The sequence below is a fragment of the Pantoea sp. X-Soil-MYKO-1785 genome, from assembly GCF_059730675.1.
Map to the genome: position 1 here is coordinate 3,245,359 of NZ_AP036000.1, position 17,441 is coordinate 3,262,799.

A 17,441-nucleotide genomic window follows, 5' to 3' on the forward strand; every position below is an offset into this window, starting at 1 on the left:
ATGCAGTCAGTCAGCGGGCCGATCGGTTAATCGATCCCTCATAGTGATCCTGATGCTCAGCCTGCGATCTGCCCGAAAGCACTGACGGGAAAAAACGTTTACAATCACGCAAATCCCGATCTCTGGAGGGCGAGATGAGCCAACGCGGACTGGAAGCGCTGTTAAGACCCAAATCAATTGCGGTAATCGGCGCCTCGGTAACGCCGGGACGTGCCGGTTACTTTATGATGCGCAATCTGCTGGCCGGTGGTTTTAGCGGCCCGGTATTGCCGGTGACGCCAAAATACAAAGCCGTCAGCGGCGTGCTGGCCTGGCCTGATATCGACAGTTTACCGTTCGCGCCGGACCTGGCGATCATCTGCACCCATTCAAAACGTAATCTGACACTGCTGCAGCAGCTGGGTGAAAAAGGCTGCAAAGCCTGCATTATTCTCTCCGCTCCCGCCAGTCAGCGGGAAGAGCTGCAGGCCTGCGCCAGCCAGTGGCAGATCCGGCTGCTGGGGCCGAACAGCCTCGGGCTGCTGGCACCGTGGCAGGGATTAAACGCCAGCTTCTCGCCGGTGCCGATTGCCAAAGGCCGCATTGCGTTCATTTCACAATCCGCCGCCGTCTCCAACACCATTCTTGACTGGGCGCAACAGCGTAAGCTGGGCTTTTCCTGGTTTATCGCGCTGGGCGACAGTCTTGACACCGATGTCGATGACCTGCTCGACTTTCTGGCGCGCGACGGTAAAACCAGCGCCATCCTGCTCTATCTCGAACATCTCAGCGATGCCCGGCGCTTTGTTTCCGCCTCGCGTAGCGCATCACGCAATAAACCGATCCTGGTGATCAAGAGCGGCCGCAGCCGTCAGGCACAGGCGCTGCTCGGCAGCCACAGCGGGCTGGATGCGGCCTGGGATGCCGCCATTCAGCGTGCTGGCCTGCTGCGGGTGCAGGATACTCATGAACTGTTCTCCGCCGTCGAGTCGCTGAGCCACATGCGGCCGCTGCGTGGTGAGCGATTAATGATCATCAGTAACGGTGCTGCACCCGCCGCGCTGGCGCTGGATGAACTGTACGCGCGTAACGGTAAACTGGCCCAGCTCAGCGATGAGATGCGTCAACAGCTGGAAACCCTGCTGCCAGCCGGTGCCGGTCACGGCAACCCGCTGGATTTGAAGGATGATGCCACGCCGGATCGTTACGTGGCCTGCGTGAAGTGCCTGCTCGACAGTCATGAGCTGGATGCGCTGATGATTATTCATGCGCCGAGCGCGGTGGCACCCGCCACTGAAACCGCCGAGCGTCTGATTGCCGCCATTGCTGCTCATCCGCGCGGCAAACAAATCACCCTGCTGACTAACTGGAGCGGCGAATTTTCCTCCCAGGCGGCGCGTCGTGCGTTTACCCAGGCCGGGATCCCGACCTGGCGCACGCCCGAAGGCACCGTGACGGCATTTATGCATCAGGTCGAATATCGACGCAACCAGAAGCAACTGCGTGAAACCCCAGCCCTGCCGGCCAGCCTGACCCAGGACAGCGCCCATGCCCACCAGCTGCTATCGCAGGCGCTCGACCGCGGCATTACGGCGCTCGATACCCACGAAGTCCAGCCGGTACTGCAGGCCTACGGGCTGGCAACGCTGCCGACCTGGATCGCCAGCGACAGCGCCGCAGCGGTAGCCATCGCCGATCAGATTGGCTATCCGGTGGCGCTGAAGCTGCGCTCGCCGGACATCGCGCATAAATCAGATGTGCAGGGCGTGATGCTCTACCTGCGCAATGCCAGCGAGGTAGCGCATGCGGCCGAAGCCATTTTTGATCGGGTCAGGCAGACGCTACCGCAGGCGCGGATTGAAGGCCTGCTGGTGCAAAGTATGGCGAACCGTGCCGGTGCTCAGGAACTGCGGGTGGTGGTAGAACAGGATGCGCTATTCGGCCCGATCATTATGCTGGGCGAAGGCGGCGTGGAGTGGCAGGCCGATAAACAAGCCGCCGTTGCGCTGCCGCCGCTGAATATGACCCTGGCGCGCTATCTGGTGATTCAGGCAATCAAGAGCGGCAAAATTCGCAGCCGCAGCGCGCTGAATCCACTGGATATTGCCGGCCTCAGCCAGCTATTGGTGCAGGTTTCCAACCTGGTGGTTGACTGCCCGGAGATTCAGCGGCTGGATATTCATCCGCTGCTGGCGGCGGGCAACGACTTTACGCTGCTGGATGTCACCCTGACGCTGGCACCGTTCCATGGCGATAACGAAGCGCGCCTGGCAATACGCCCCTACCCGCAACATCTTGAGGAGCAGGTTCAGCTCAAGGATGGGCAAAGCTGCCTGTTCCGCCCTATCCTGCCCGAAGATGAACCGCTGCTGCGCGACTTTATCAGCCAGGTGACCAAAGAAGATCTCTATTACCGTTACTTCAGTGAAATCAGCGAGTTTACCCATGAGGACCTTGCCAATATGACGCAAATCGATTACGACCGTGAGATGGCGATTGTGGCGGTGCGTCAGCAGCAGGGACGATCGGAGATCATTGGTGTGACGCGTGCCATCTCCGATGCTGACAATATTGACGCCGAGTTTTCGGTGCTGGTGCGCTCCGATCTCAAAGGCCTCGGCATGGGCCGACGGTTGCTGGAAAAGATGATCCGCTACACCCGGCATCACGGCTTGCAACAATTGAACGGTATCACTATGCCGCATAATCGCGGCATGATTACCCTGGCGCGCAAGCTCAACTTTGATGTTGATATTCAACTGGATGACGGTATTGTCAGCCTCAAACTGTCGCTGCAGGATGCGTTAAGCTAACCTTGTAGAGAAAGGTAAAAAACGCCCGGATCGCGACAGTTGATGTTATTATTTGTCGTTATGACCCTGATTTAATGGCAAAAGGCCATGCAATGAACAGAGAAGAAGTGCACTGTGATGTTGTCTAAATTTAAACGTAATAAACACCAACAACACCTCGCACAGTTGCCGAAACTGTCACAATCCGTTGCGGATGTGTCGACGCTTTACTCGCCTGCTGAATTTCGTCAGACGCTGCTGGAGAAAATCGCGGCAGCGCAGTCCCGTATTTGCATCGCTGCACTTTACCTTGAAAACGACGATGCGGGTCGGGCGGTGATGAACGCCCTGTATGCGGCAAAACAGGCCCGGCCAGCGCTGGATATCTCTATCCTGGTCGACTGGCATCGGGCGCAGCGTGGGCGTATTGGCGCGGCGCGCGGCCTGACCAATGCCGACTGGTATTGTGATCTGGCGACCCAACACGCTGATATTGCCATCCCGGTGTATGGCATTCCGGTCAATACGCGTGAAGCGCTGGGCGTGCTGCACCTGAAGGGTTTCATCATTGATGACGAACTGCTCTACAGCGGTGCCAGCATCAATGATGTTTATCTGCATCAGCATGATAAATATCGTTATGACCGCTACCAGATTATCCGCAACCCGCAGCTGGCTGACACCATGTATGCATGGATTAACCTCAACCTGAAGCAGGCTGAGGCCGTCAACCGGCTCGATTTTGCCGAGCGCCCTTCCAGTCCGGAAATCAAAAATGAAACGCGTCAGTTTCGACAGGATTTACGCGGCTTCAACTATCAGTTTGAGGGCAATGCCAGCAATGAAGAGCTGGCGGTGACGCCGCTGGTCGGCCTGGGCAAGCATAGCCTGCTCAATAAAACGATCTTCCACCTGATGCCCTGTGCCGAGCAGAAACTGACTATCTGTACGCCTTACTTTAACCTGCCAGCCTTACTGGTACGCAATATTATCCATCTGCTGCGGCAGGGTAAGCAGGTTGAGATCATTGTCGGTGATAAGACCGCCAACGACTTCTATATCGCCCCGGATCAGCCGTTTAAAATTATTGGCGCGCTGCCCTATCTGTATGAAATCAACCTGCGTCGCTTCATGAGCCGATTACAGTACTACGTTACTAACGATCAGCTGGTGGTGCGGTTATGGAAAGATGGTGATAACAGCTATCACCTTAAGGGAATGTGGGTGGATGACGAATGGCAGCTGATTACCGGCAATAACCTTAATCCGCGCGCCTGGCGGCTCGATCTGGAAAATGCGGTGTTGATCCACGATCCACTACAACAGCTGGCGGATCAACGCGAAAAAGAGCTGACGCTGATTCGTCAGCACACCACGGTGGTGAAGCATTTCCGCGAGCTGGAGAGCATTGCCGATTACCCGGCTAAAGTCCGTAAGTTGATACGTCGTCTGCGCCGGATCCGCATCGACCGGTTAATCAGCCGTATTCTTTAATCGTCGTCGCCGACGAGGCATCCGCTATGCGAATTTTGTTGTTTGCTGTGCTGTTGTGTAGTGGGTGTGCTCATATGGCAGACGATCGGTGGACCGGGCGGGATAAAACGCAACACTTTGTTGCCTCTGCTGCTCTGGCCGCAGCGGGCACTGAATACGGTCAGCGTCAGCATCTCTCCACCCGTCAGAGTCATACGCTGGGGATTATGCTTTCGCTTAGTCTCGGGGCGGGAAAAGAGTGGTATGACAGCCGCCCATCAGGGAGCGGCTGGAGCTGGAAAGATTTTGCCTGGGATGCCGCCGGTACCGCCAGCGGCATCGCCTTATGGAACCTCAGCCAGTGAGCCGTTTCAGCCAGTGAGCCGGTTACAAGCTGATTCCTTTTCCCCGCTTGTGCAGCAACAACGACACCACAAAGGCCACTGCGCCCATGGCGGAGACATACCAGAAGAAGGTGGTCTCAATCCCCTGCTGCTTCATCAATAACGCCACATACTCCGCCGATCCGCCAAAGATGGCATTTGCTACCGCATAAGAGAGCCCTACGCCTAATGCCCGCACCTGAGGAGGAAACATTTCCGCTTTCAAAATGCCGCTGATGGCGGTGTAGAAACTGGTGATCAGCAGCGCCAGCATGATTAACAGGAACGCGACACCCGGACTCTGGACACTTTGCAGCAAGGTCAGAACAGGCACGGTACAAATAGCGGCACCGGCACCAAAAATCATCATTGAAGTGCGACGGCCAATTTTGTCAGACAGCGCACCAATAGCCGGCTGCAGCAACATGAAGACCAGCAGCGCGCCGGTCATCAGGCCGCTGGCAGTCTTAGGATCCATTCCCGAAGTGTTGACCAGATACTTTTGCATATAGGTGGTAAAGGTATAGAAGCTCAGCGATCCGCCAGCGGTGAAGCCCAGCACCATCAGGAACGGGCGGGTATGATTGCGTAACAGGCCTATCACGCTGCCCGCATCGCGGTGCTGACGGCTGCTTTGGTCTGAGGTTTCTTCCAGTGAGCGACGTAACCACAGCGCCACCACGGCCAGCAAAGCACCGAGGAAAAATGGAATGCGCCAGCCCCAGCTGCGCAGCTCTGCATCGCTCAGCACAAACTGCAGCACCACTACCGTCAGCACTGCGGCCAGCTGACCGCCGATTAAGGTGACATACTGAAATGAGGCATAAAAACCTTTGCGTCCTTCCAGCGCCACTTCGCTCATGTAAGTCGCGCTGGTGCCATATTCACCGCCAACGGATAATCCCTGGAACATTCGCGCCAGCAGCAGAATGATCGGTGCCGCGATGCCAATGGCGTCATAGCCGGGTAAACAGGCGATCACCAGCGATCCGAAACACATCATGCACACTGAGATCAGCATCGAGCTCTTGCGCCCGTGCTTGTCACCGATATAACCAAACAACCAGCCGCCAATAGGACGCATCAGGAATCCGGCCGCAAAGACGCCAGCCGTTTGTAATAGCTGCGTGGTGGTATCGCCCTGCGGGAAGAAGATGTGGGCAAAATAGAGTGAAAAGAATGAGTAGACGTAGAAGTCGAACCACTCGACCAGGTTACCCGATGACGCGCCAACGATAGCCCAGATGCGCTTTTTCGTATCGTCTGTCTGATCTTTATTATTTATAGGAGTCATGCCTTGCCTCTGTTCCTTGCTGATCAACAGCATTTAAAGAAGTGAGTAAAGCATTTAAGCCCACCGAAGGTAAAGGCGGTCTATTCTGAGATTATAAATGTGAGCCACCTCGCTAATTGCAGCAAAATCAGCGGGTTGTTCGGGGCTGCCTGCCCCAGTTTTGCCTGAAAAAGGTGGTATCAGAATGGGTATTCGGGGTGAAAATCAGCGATCTGCGGACGTAAAAAAGCCCCGCACTTCCGTGCGGGGCTTCTTCACTTGTTTGATGCCTGGCAGTTCCCTACTCTCGCATGGGGAGACCCCACACTACCATCGGCGCTACGGCGTTTCACTTCTGAGTTCGGCATGGGGTCAGGTGGGACCACCGCGCTACAGCCGCCAGGCAAATCTTGGTGCACGGAACGAATCTTTTACGTCATGGCCGTGCTGCCATGCCGCAGAATCCTTCGTTCCCGCTAATTTTTATCCGGTAACAAGCTGAAAATCTGTCCCTCAAAAACGCCTCTGGCGTTGTAAGGTTAAGCCTCACGGGTCATTAGTACCGGTTAGCTCAACGCATCGCTGCGCTTACACACCCGGCCTATCAACGTCGTCGTCTTCAACGTCCCTTCAGGACCCTTAAAGGGTCAGGGAGAACTCATCTCGGGGCAAGTTTCGTGCTTAGATGCTTTCAGCACTTATCTTTTCCGCACTTAGCTACCGGGCAATGCCATTGGCATGACAACCCGAACACCAGTGGTGCGTTCACTCCGGTCCTCTCGTACTAGGAGCAACCCCCCTCAATTCTCCAGCGCCCACGGCAGATAGGGACCGAACTGTCTCACGACGTTCTAAACCCAGCTCGCGTACCACTTTAAACGGCGAACAGCCGTACCCTTGGGACCTACTTCAGCCCCAGGATGTGATGAGCCGACATCGAGGTGCCAAACACCGCCGTCGATATGAACTCTTGGGCGGTATCAGCCTGTTATCCCCGGAGTACCTTTTATCCGTTGAGCGATGGCCCTTCCATTCAGAACCACCGGATCACTATGACCTGCTTTCGCACCTGCTCGAGCCGTCACTCTCGCAGTCAAGCCAGCTTATGCCATTGCACTAACCTCACGATGTCCGACCGTGATTAGCTGACCTTCGTGCTCCTCCGTTACGCTTTAGGAGGAGACCGCCCCAGTCAAACTACCCACCAGACACTGTCCGCACCCCGGATCACGGGGCCACGTTAGAACATCAAACATTAAAGGGTGGTATTTCAAGGTTGGCTCCACGCAGACTGGCGTCTGCGCTTCAAAGCCTCCCACCTATCCTACACATCAAGGCTCAATGTTCAGTGTCAAGCTGTAGTAAAGGTTCACGGGGTCTTTCCGTCTTGCCGCGGGTACACTGCATCTTCACAGCGAGTTCAATTTCACTGAGTCTCGGGTGGAGACAGCCTGGCCATCATTACGCCATTCGTGCAGGTCGGAACTTACCCGACAAGGAATTTCGCTACCTTAGGACCGTTATAGTTACGGCCGCCGTTTACCGGGGCTTCGATCAAGAGCTTCTCCTTGCGGATAACCCCATCAATTAACCTTCCGGCACCGGGCAGGCGTCACACCGTATACGTCCACTTTCGTGTTTGCACAGTGCTGTGTTTTTAATAAACAGTTGCAGCCAGCTGGTATCTTCGACTGGCTTCGGCTCGGGGAGCAGGTCCCTCCACCTACGCGCCAGCGTGCCTTCTCCCGAAGTTACGGCACCATTTTGCCTAGTTCCTTCACCCGAGTTCTCTCAAGCGCCTTGGTATTCTCTACCTGACCACCTGTGTCGGTTTGGGGTACGATTTTGTGTTACCTGATGCTTAGAGGCTTTTCCTGGAAGCAGGGCATTTATCACTTCAGCACCGTAGTGCCTCGTCGTCACGCCTCAGTGTAAAGTGAACCGGATTTGCCTGGAACACACACCTACACGCTTAAACCGGGACAACCGTCGCCCGGCCGATATAGCCTTCTCCGTCCCCCCTTCGCAGTAACACCAAGTACAGGAATATTAACCTGTTTCCCATCGACTACGCCTTTCGGCCTCGCCTTAGGGGTCGACTCACCCTGCTCCGATTAACGTTGAACAGGAACCCTTGGTCTTCCGGCGAGCGGGCTTTTCACCCGCTTTATCGTTACTTATGTCAGCATTCGCACTTCTGATACCTCCAGCAGCCCTCACAGGCCACCTTCGACGGCTTACAGAACGCTCCCCTACCCAACAACACATAGTGTCGCTGCCGCAGCTTCGGTGCATGGTTTAGCCCCGTTACATCTTCCGCGCAGGCCGACTCGACCAGTGAGCTATTACGCTTTCTTTAAATGATGGCTGCTTCTAAGCCAACATCCTGGCTGTCTGTGCCTTCCCACATCGTTTCCCACTTAACCATGACTTTGGGACCTTAGCTGGCGGTCTGGGTTGTTTCCCTCTTCACGACGGACGTTAGCACCCGCCGTGTGTCTCCCGTGATAACATTCTTCGGTATTCGCAGTTTGCATCGGGTTGGTAAGCCGGGATGGCCCCCTAGCCGAAACAGTGCTCTACCCCCGAAGATGAGTTCACGAGGCGCTACCTAAATAGCTTTCGGGGAGAACCAGCTATCTCCCGGTTTGATTGGCCTTTCACCCCCAGCCACAGGTCATCCGCTAATTTTTCAACATTAGTCGGTTCGGTCCTCCAGTTAGTGTTACCCAACCTTCAACCTGCCCATGGCTAGATCACCGGGTTTCGGGTCTATACCCTGCAACTTAACGCCCAGTTAAGACTCGGTTTCCCTGCGGCTCCCCTATACGGTTAACCTTGCTACAGAATATAAGTCGCTGACCCATTATACAAAAGGTACGCAGTCACCCCCATAAAGAAGGCTCCCACTGCTTGTACGTACACGGTTTCAGGTTCTGTTTCACTCCCCTCGCCGGGGTTCTTTTCGCCTTTCCCTCACGGTACTGGTTCACTATCGGTCAGTCAGGAGTATTTAGCCTTGGAGGATGGTCCCCCCATATTCAGACAGGATACCACGTGTCCCGCCTTACTCATCGAGCTCACAGCCTGTGTGTTTTTGTGTACGGGAGTATCACCCTGTACCCTGCGACTTTCCAGACGCTTCCACTAACACACAAGCTGATTCAGGCTCTGGGCTGCTCCCCGTTCGCTCGCCGCTACTGGGGGAATCTCGGTTGATTTCTTTTCCTCGGGGTACTTAGATGTTTCAGTTCCCCCGGTTCGCCTTGCAGCACTATGTATTCATGCTGCAATGATGCACTGAGTGCACCGGGTTTCCCCATTCGGACATCGACGGCTGTAGCGGTTCATATCACCTTACCGTCGCTTTACGCAGATTAGCACGTCCTTCATCGCCTCTGACTGCCAGGGCATCCACCGTGTACGCTTAGTCGCTTAACCTCACAACCCACAGGCGTTTTTCAACGCTGCGTGTTGCAAGCATTTGAGAGACTCGAACGCATCGCCTTGTTATTCCCTATTACGGAGGAATAACGCGCTGCGTCGTTTCAATTTTCAGCTTGTTCCGGATTGTTAAAGAGCATAATACTTCGCAGCACACCGTTGCCGGTACGCTCTGAAGTATTTTTTCAGAAAAAACAGTAAAGCGGTATGGTGGAGCTAAGCGGGATCGAACCGCTGACCTCCTGCGTGCAAGGCAGGCGCTCTCCCAGCTGAGCTATAGCCCCATACAGTTACTGCAGAGACCACTACTACCACTCAACCGAGTAAACATCCTTGCGTTAAGGATGCAATTTCTTTTCAGGCAAGGCATGCGTAAGGGACGTTTACTCGGGTAAACGACCGCGCGCATAACGCAGCATGAGAAGAAATTTGGTAGGCCTGAGTGGACTTGAACCACCGACCTCACCCTTATCAGGGGTGCGCTCTAACCACCTGAGCTACAAGCCTGTAGAGGTTTTTTCTGCTCGTTACTTTTTATCAGACAATCTGTGTGGACACTTCGCGGGAAGGTATCTTCAGGTAAGGAGGTGATCCAACCGCAGGTTCCCCTACGGTTACCTTGTTACGACTTCACCCCAGTCATGAATCACAAAGTGGTAAGCGCCCTCCCGAAGGTTAAGCTACCTACTTCTTTTGCAACCCACTCCCATGGTGTGACGGGCGGTGTGTACAAGGCCCGGGAACGTATTCACCGTGGCATTCTGATCCACGATTACTAGCGATTCCGACTTCACGGAGTCGAGTTGCAGACTCCGATCCGGACTACGACGCACTTTGTGAGGTCCGCTTGCTCTCGCGAGGTCGCTTCTCTTTGTATGCGCCATTGTAGCACGTGTGTAGCCCTACTCGTAAGGGCCATGATGACTTGACGTCATCCCCACCTTCCTCCGGTTTATCACCGGCAGTCTCCTTTGAGTTCCCGACCGAATCGCTGGCAACAAAGGATAAGGGTTGCGCTCGTTGCGGGACTTAACCCAACATTTCACAACACGAGCTGACGACAGCCATGCAGCACCTGTCTCAGCGTTCCCGAAGGCACCAAGGCATCTCTGCCAAGTTCGCTGGATGTCAAGAGTAGGTAAGGTTCTTCGCGTTGCATCGAATTAAACCACATGCTCCACCGCTTGTGCGGGCCCCCGTCAATTCATTTGAGTTTTAACCTTGCGGCCGTACTCCCCAGGCGGTCGACTTAACGCGTTAGCTCCGGAAGCCACTCCTCAAGGGAACAACCTCCAAGTCGACATCGTTTACGGCGTGGACTACCAGGGTATCTAATCCTGTTTGCTCCCCACGCTTTCGCACCTGAGCGTCAGTCTTCGTCCAGGGGGCCGCCTTCGCCACCGGTATTCCTCCAGATCTCTACGCATTTCACCGCTACACCTGGAATTCTACCCCCCTCTACGAGACTCAAGCCTGCCAGTTTCAAATGCAGTTCCCAGGTTAAGCCCGGGGATTTCACATCTGACTTAACAGACCGCCTGCGTGCGCTTTACGCCCAGTAATTCCGATTAACGCTTGCACCCTCCGTATTACCGCGGCTGCTGGCACGGAGTTAGCCGGTGCTTCTTCTGCGGGTAACGTCAATCGACGCGGTTATTAACCACATCGCCTTCCTCCCCGCTGAAAGTACTTTACAACCCGAAGGCCTTCTTCATACACGCGGCATGGCTGCATCAGGCTTGCGCCCATTGTGCAATATTCCCCACTGCTGCCTCCCGTAGGAGTCTGGACCGTGTCTCAGTTCCAGTGTGGCTGGTCATCCTCTCAGACCAGCTAGGGATCGTCGCCTAGGTGGGCCATTACCCCGCCTACTAGCTAATCCCATCTGGGTTCATCCGATAGTGAGAGGCCCGAAGGTCCCCCTCTTTGGTCTTGCGACGTTATGCGGTATTAGCCACCGTTTCCAGTGGTTATCCCCCTCTATCGGGCAGATCCCCAGACATTACTCACCCGTCCGCCACTCGTCACCCAAGGAGCAAGCTCCTCTGTGCTACCGTCCGACTTGCATGTGTTAGGCCTGCCGCCAGCGTTCAATCTGAGCCATGATCAAACTCTTCAATTTAAGTTTGATTTGCTTAAACAAGTTAAGCGGTGCTCATCTGTAAAACGTCATAATGAATTTCATTATGTGTTCACTCGTGAGACTTGATATTTTTTACGTCCGGAGACGCTGATATCAATCCTGCGAGTGCCCACACAGATTGTCTGATAAATTGTTAAAGAGCAGCGCGAACAGCGGGTTAACCGTCTGTCGCGAGGAGGCGTATATTACGCTTTCCTCCCTCAGAGTCAACTTCTTTTTCAGAAGCTTTTCTCCGGCGGCGCAGTCTCCTGTGCCTGCTGACCCGTCTCTCCGTAAGCCGGTGTTCCGTGTCAGTGGAGGCGCATTATAGGGAGTTTCCGGAGGCTGACAAGTGCAAATTTAAACTTTTTAACTGAACGTTCACTTTGTGTGCATCATGGCGAAAAAACCAGCAAAACAGCCGCTGAAAGACAAGAAAAACGGGCCAGAGGCCCGTTTTTCTTCATGCTGCCTTATTGATGCGCGGTGATAACGTCGTTTTCCACATCCATTTCGATAGTTTTTCCGGGGACCAGCGTACCCGAGAGAATCTGCTGTGCCAGCGGGTTCTCAATCTGTTGCTGTATCGCACGTTTCAACGGCCGCGCGCCATAGACCGGATCATAACCGTTCTCACCCAGCAGCTTGATCGCCGCGTCAGAGATATGCAGCTGATAGCCGCGCTCTTCCAGACGTTTGTACAACCGCTGCAGCTGGATCTGGGCAATCGATGCGATGTGTTTCTCCGCCAGCGGATGGAACACCACCACTTCATCTATACGGTTAACGAACTCTGGACGGAAATGATGTCCGACCACGCCCATGACAATCTCTTTCATCTCGGCGTAGTTCAGATCGCCAAACCGTTCCTGAATCAAATCCGATCCGAGGTTAGAGGTCATGATTACCACGGTGTTGCGGAAATCGACCGTGCGTCCCTGACCATCCGTCAGGCGGCCATCATCCAGCACCTGCAACAGGATGTTGAAAACATCCGGATGCGCTTTCTCTACCTCATCCAGCAGAATCACAGAATAAGGACGACGGCGAACGGCTTCGGTCAGATAACCGCCCTCTTCATAGCCGACATATCCCGGAGGCGCACCCACCAGCCGCGACACCGAGTGTTTCTCCATAAACTCGGACATATCGATACGCACCATCGCGTCATCACTGTCGAACAGGAAGTTAGCCAGCGACTTACACAGCTCGGTCTTACCGACACCGGTTGGCCCCAGGAACAGGAACGAACCGATTGGACGGTTAGGATCTGACAAGCCCGCACGGCTACGACGAATCGCATTCGATACCGCCTCTACCGCTTCATCCTGTCCGATCACCCGGCCATGCAGATCCTGCTCCATACGCAGCAGTTTATCGCGCTCACCTTCCATCATGCGTGCCACCGGAATACCGGTCCAGCGCGCCAGCACATCGGCAATCTCCACGTCGGTTACGCGGTTGCGCAGTAACTTCATGGTTTTGCCTTCTGCCTGAGTGGCTGCGGCCAGCTGTTTTTCCAGCGCCGGAATTTTACCGTACTGCAACTCAGACATCCGGGCGAGATCGCCAAGGCGACGTGCCTGCTCTAAATTCAGACGCGCCTGTTCCAGCTCGGCTTTAATGTTCTGCGTACCGGACAGAGACGCTTTTTCCGCCTTCCACTCATCTTCCAGCTCGGCGTATTCGCGCTCTTTCTGGTCGAGTTCGCTTTCCAGCATTTCAAGACGCTTAATGCTGGCGTCGTCCGCCTCTTTTTTCAGCGCCTGCTGCTCCAGCTTGAGCTGAATAATCCGGCGTTCCAGCCGATCAAGCGCTTCCGGCTTCGAGTCAATCTGCATACGAATGCTGGAAGCGGCCTCATCGATCAGGTCAATCGCTTTGTCCGGCAACTGACGATCGGCAATATAGCGATGCGACAAGGTCGCGGCCGCCACAATGGCCGGGTCAGTAATCTGCACATGGTGATGCAGTTCATAACGCTCTTTCAGCCCACGCAGAATGGCGATGGTGTCTTCCACTGTGGGCTCAGCCACATAGACTTTCTGGAAACGTCGTTCCAGCGCAGCATCTTTTTCAATGTACTGACGATATTCGTCGAGCGTAGTCGCGCCGACGCAGTGCAGTTCACCGCGGGCCAGCGCCGGTTTGAGCATGTTGCCCGCATCCATCGCGCCGTCCGCTTTACCGGCACCCACCATGGTATGCAGCTCGTCAATAAACAGAATGACGTTGCCTTCCTGTTTGGACAGGTCATTCAGCACGCCTTTCAGACGCTCTTCAAACTCACCACGATATTTGGCACCGGCCACCAGCGCACCCATATCCAGCGCCAGTACCCGCCGCCCTTTCAGGCCTTCAGGCACCTCACCGTTGATAATCCGCTGCGCCAGCCCTTCAACGATGGCAGTTTTACCGACACCGGGTTCACCAATCAGTACCGGGTTGTTTTTGGTCCGGCGCTGCAGAACCTGAATGGTGCGACGGATCTCTTCGTCACGGCCAATCACCGGGTCAAGCTTGCCCTTCTCAGCACGCTCGGTCAGATCGATGGTGTATTTCTTTAATGCCTGGCGCTGATCTTCAGCCCCCTGATCGTTCACGCTGTCCCCTCCACGCATTTGTTCAATAGCCTTGGTGAGTTTTTCACTGGTTGCCCCTGCCGCTTTCAGCAGATCGGCCAGTGAACCCCGTGAATCGAGGGCCGCCAGAACAAATAATTCAGATGATATAAAGTTGTCGTTGCGCTTCTGCGCCAGTTTGTCACACAGGTTCAATACCCGAACCAGGTCAGATGAGGGTTGTACGTCCCCTTCACTGCCTTCCACCTGTGGCAGACGATCGATAGCCTGCTCAACCTGAGTGCGCAATGAGGCAACGTCGATACCTGCTGACGTCAATAAAGGTGAAACCGATCCGCCTTCCTGTTTAAGCAGTGCGCTCATCAGGTGCAGAGGTTCAATGAATTGGTTGTCGTGTCCCAGAGCCAGGGACTGCGCGTCGGCGAGAGCCAGTTGGAATTTGTTAGTAAGACGATCCAGACGCATAATTCCTCCCATTACAGGTCAAAATGCTACTGGAGATTAAATGAGGTCATCCCTCAAAATTTCAAGGTTAATGACCTGAGATTTGAGTAAAAAATACGCTAACTGGACCGTCTTATGGCGTAAGGTTATAACAGCCAGATTAAAGTTGCCATACGCCCGGTGATTCCATCGCGGCGGAACGAGAAGAAATCGTCACCGTCGGTAAAGGTACAACGGCTGTCAACACTGATGGATTGCACGCCAGCGGCCTGCAGACGTAAGCGCGCCAGCTGCCAGATATCGGCATAAAACTTCTCACCCACTGGACGAAATGCCGCAGCAGCGCGAGGGTCCTGTGCGATAAACGCCTGACGAACTTCGGCCCCTACTTCAAACGCATCAGGACCAATCGCTGGTCCCAGCCACGCATGAACCTGGTGCGGCGCCGCACGGAACTGCGCCAGAGTATTTTCCAGCACGCCGGCACACAATCCCCGCCAGCCCGCATGCGCCGCAGCGACCTCGGTGCCATCCGCCGAACAGAACAGCACCGGCAAACAGTCAGCGGTCATGATCGCGCACACCACGCCTGCTTCGGCGGTGATGCAGGCATCAGCCCGCAGCGGCACCGTGCCGCCCGAGGACAGACGCGCCACATCAGTGGCATGCACCTGATCCAGCCACTGTGGCATCGCCGGCAACCCCGCCTGTTCAACCAGTAACTGCCGGTTCTGTGCAACGTGCTCTGGCTTATCCCCCACGTGACCGCCGAGATTGAGTGCATCCCAGGGCGACAGGCTGACGCCGCCCTGGCGCTGCGTCGAGCAAGCCCGGACCCGCGCCGGTGCCGGCCATTGAGGAATAATCATCTGCATCACCAGTCCATCTGGTCCTTGAAAGCCTCAGTATCGGCTTTCAGCGCTGCGATCAGATCGACCATATCCTGCGGAATCGCGGCGTGGAACTCCATCTCGATACCGCTGATCGGGTGATACAGACGCAGCATGGTGGCGTGCAGTGCCTGACGATCGAAACCGCGCAGGGTGGCAATGAACGCATCCGATGCCCCTTTTGGCGGACGAGGACGACCACCGTAAAGTGGATCGCCCACCAGCGGATGGTTGATGTGCGACATATGCACACGAATCTGGTGAGTACGACCGGTTTCCAGACGCAGACGCAAACGGGTATGCGCGCGGAAATGCTCCATGATGCGGTAATGCGTCACCGCTGGCTTACCCATCGGATGGACTGCCATGTGGGTGCGTTTGGTCGAGTGACGGCTGATAGGCTCATCAACGGTGCCACCTGCAGTCATGTTGCCAATCGCGACCGCTTCATATTCACGGGTGATTTCGCGCATCTGCAGCGATTCCACCAGGTGCGTCTGCGCCGGTACGGTCTTCGCGACCACCATCAAACCGGTGGTGTCTTTATCCAGACGGTGAACGATGCCGGCACGCGGCACATCCATAATCGCCGGATAGTGATGAAGTAAGGCGTTTAACACCGTGCCATCGGGATTGCCGGCGCCAGGGTGCACCACGAAATCACGCGGCTTGTTGATGACAATAATGTCTTCATCTTCATAAACAATGTCGAGCGGCAGAGCTTGCGGTTCCCAGCGCTGCTCTTCTTCGATCTCAGCGTTAATGGCGACCAGCTCGCCGCCCAACACTTTTTCTTTCGGTGTATCAACCGTTACGCCATTGACTGTGACGCGACGATCGAGGATCCATTCTTTTATGCGAGAACGTGAATAATCAGGGAACAATTCCGCCAAAGATTGATCTAAGCGTTGTCCGAGTTGTGATTCGGATACCGTTGCGGTGAGTTGAACTTGTTGTGCCATATACAGCTTCTTCGTTAACGTTGGGTTTTCACGGCGATGCCGTTTAATATAATGTGCTATCGTACCTGGTCATTACCGGGAGCTATACGGACAGCTTCCGCCATAACATTTTGAGGATAATCACTTCGTCATGACGCGTATGAAACATCTGGTGGCTGCTGCCACACTGAGCCTGGCACTTGTTGGTTGTTCCGGCTCAAATGACGCGGTACCGGACAGCCCGCCTTCTGAAATTTATGCTACAGCGCAGCAAAAGCTGCAGGACGGTAACTTTAAAGCCGCGATTAAGCAACTGGAAGCGCTGGATAATCGTTATCCGTTCGGTCCTTATTCGCAGCAGGTTCAGCTGGATTTAATCTACGCGTACTATAAAAATGCCGATCTGCCCCTGGCGCAGGCTGCTATCGCTCGCTTTATGCGTCTGAACCCGACGCATCCGAACATTGACTATGTCATCTACATGAAAGGTCTGACGGACATGGCGCTGGATGATTCGGCGCTGCAGGGCTTCTTTGGTATCGATCGGTCTGACCGCGATCCGACGCACGCTCGTGATGCTTTCCGCGACTTCTCTCAGCTGCTGCGCGGTTACCCGAACAGCCAGTATGCGGCTGATGCTCAGAAACGTCTGGTCTACCTGAAAGATCGCCTGGCTAAATATGAGCTTTCAGTGGCGCAATTCTATACTAAGCGTGAGGCTTATGTCGCGGTTGTTAATCGGGTAGAAGGCATGATGCGCGATTATCCGGATACGCAGGCAACTCATGATGCGCTGCCGTTGATGGAAAACGCTTACCGCAATCTGCAGCTGAACGCTGAAGCAGATAAAGTAGCGAAAATCATTGCAGCGAACAGTAACTGATGGTCTGTTGATTATCGGCCATAAAAAAGCAGCCTGAATGGGCTGCTTTTTTTTTGCTTATTGCGTAACCAGTCGCACAATTTTGCTGGCAGGTTAACTCATCAAGGATGCCGCGAGAATCGCTTCGCTTCAAGGCTTTTCGGCCACATTCTCTGCCTTTCTCACAAATTGTATGGCTTGACAAAAAGTGACATTTTTTCGTGATCAAAATCACGCAATTAACCCTTTATCGCGC

Annotated in this window: 8 protein-coding genes, 2 tRNA genes and 3 rRNA genes; 4 read left to right on the forward strand and 9 right to left on the reverse strand. The window is 54.8% G+C overall.

From position 1 onward, the window contains the following. Window positions 1–134 precede the first annotated feature (134 nt). From AC6I8D_RS15370 to AC6I8D_RS15380, 3 genes are all read left to right on the forward strand, one after another. Window positions 135–2,792 carry a bifunctional acetate--CoA ligase family protein/GNAT family N-acetyltransferase gene (locus AC6I8D_RS15370; RefSeq protein WP_497820431.1) on the forward strand — a complete coding sequence of 886 codons (2,658 nt, stop codon included), beginning with the start codon at window positions 135–137 and terminating at the stop codon, window positions 2,790–2,792. A 117-nt stretch (window positions 2,793–2,909) separates the two neighbouring features. After that, window positions 2,910–4,265 carry a CDP-diacylglycerol--serine O-phosphatidyltransferase gene (gene pssA / locus AC6I8D_RS15375; protein WP_312759143.1) on the forward strand — a complete coding sequence of 452 codons (1,356 nt, stop codon included), beginning with the start codon at window positions 2,910–2,912 and terminating at the stop codon, window positions 4,263–4,265. 26 nt (window positions 4,266–4,291) lie between these two features. Further along, entirely contained in the window at window positions 4,292–4,609 is a 318-nt protein-coding gene (locus AC6I8D_RS15380) for a YfiM family lipoprotein (protein ID WP_312057548.1), read from the forward strand. Window positions 4,610–4,631: 22 nt separating this feature from the next. Here the strand turns inward: AC6I8D_RS15380 and AC6I8D_RS15385 are convergent, their stop codons facing one another. The 9 genes from AC6I8D_RS15385 to rluD form a co-directional block, all read right to left on the reverse strand. After that, window positions 4,632–5,921 carry an MFS family transporter gene (locus AC6I8D_RS15385; protein ID WP_312759126.1) on the reverse strand — a complete coding sequence of 430 codons (1,290 nt, stop codon included), beginning with the start codon at window positions 5,919–5,921 and terminating at the stop codon, window positions 4,632–4,634. A 267-nt stretch (window positions 5,922–6,188) separates the two neighbouring features. Next, window positions 6,189–6,304 (reverse strand): 5S ribosomal RNA (gene rrf / locus AC6I8D_RS15390). 131 nt (window positions 6,305–6,435) lie between these two features. Next, window positions 6,436–9,341: ribosomal RNA gene (locus AC6I8D_RS15395) — 23S ribosomal RNA — on the reverse strand. A gap of 211 nt (window positions 9,342–9,552) precedes the next feature. Then, window positions 9,553–9,628 (reverse strand) — tRNA-Ala (locus AC6I8D_RS15400). A 146-nt stretch (window positions 9,629–9,774) separates the two neighbouring features. Beyond that, window positions 9,775–9,851, reverse strand: a tRNA-Ile gene (locus tag AC6I8D_RS15405). Window positions 9,852–9,924: 73 nt separating this feature from the next. Continuing rightward, a 16S ribosomal RNA gene (locus tag AC6I8D_RS15410) occupies window positions 9,925–11,466 on the reverse strand. Together the 16S, 23S and 5S rRNA genes with 2 tRNA genes alongside form the textbook arrangement of a ribosomal RNA operon. A gap of 473 nt (window positions 11,467–11,939) precedes the next feature. Continuing rightward, complete coding sequence (gene clpB / locus AC6I8D_RS15415) at window positions 11,940–14,525, reverse strand: ATP-dependent chaperone ClpB (RefSeq protein WP_176035899.1); 2,586 nt, start codon at window positions 14,523–14,525, stop codon at window positions 11,940–11,942. Window positions 14,526–14,638: 113 nt separating this feature from the next. Beyond that, a complete protein-coding gene (yfiH, locus tag AC6I8D_RS15420) occupies window positions 14,639–15,367 on the reverse strand; it encodes a purine nucleoside phosphorylase YfiH (protein WP_497820432.1) in 729 nt (242 codons plus the stop codon). After that, a complete protein-coding gene (gene rluD / locus AC6I8D_RS15425) occupies window positions 15,367–16,344 on the reverse strand; it encodes a 23S rRNA pseudouridine(1911/1915/1917) synthase RluD (RefSeq protein WP_312057270.1) in 978 nt (325 codons plus the stop codon). Before rluD ends, yfiH begins: the two co-directional genes overlap by 1 nt. Before the next feature lie 130 nt (window positions 16,345–16,474). On the opposite strand from rluD, the gene bamD reads away from it, so the two are divergent. After that, the gene (bamD, locus tag AC6I8D_RS15430) at window positions 16,475–17,206 is read left to right on the forward strand and encodes an outer membrane protein assembly factor BamD (RefSeq protein ID WP_312057272.1); all 732 of its coding nucleotides are present in this window, start codon (window positions 16,475–16,477) and stop codon (window positions 17,204–17,206) included. The last annotated feature ends 235 nt before the right edge of the window (window positions 17,207–17,441 follow it).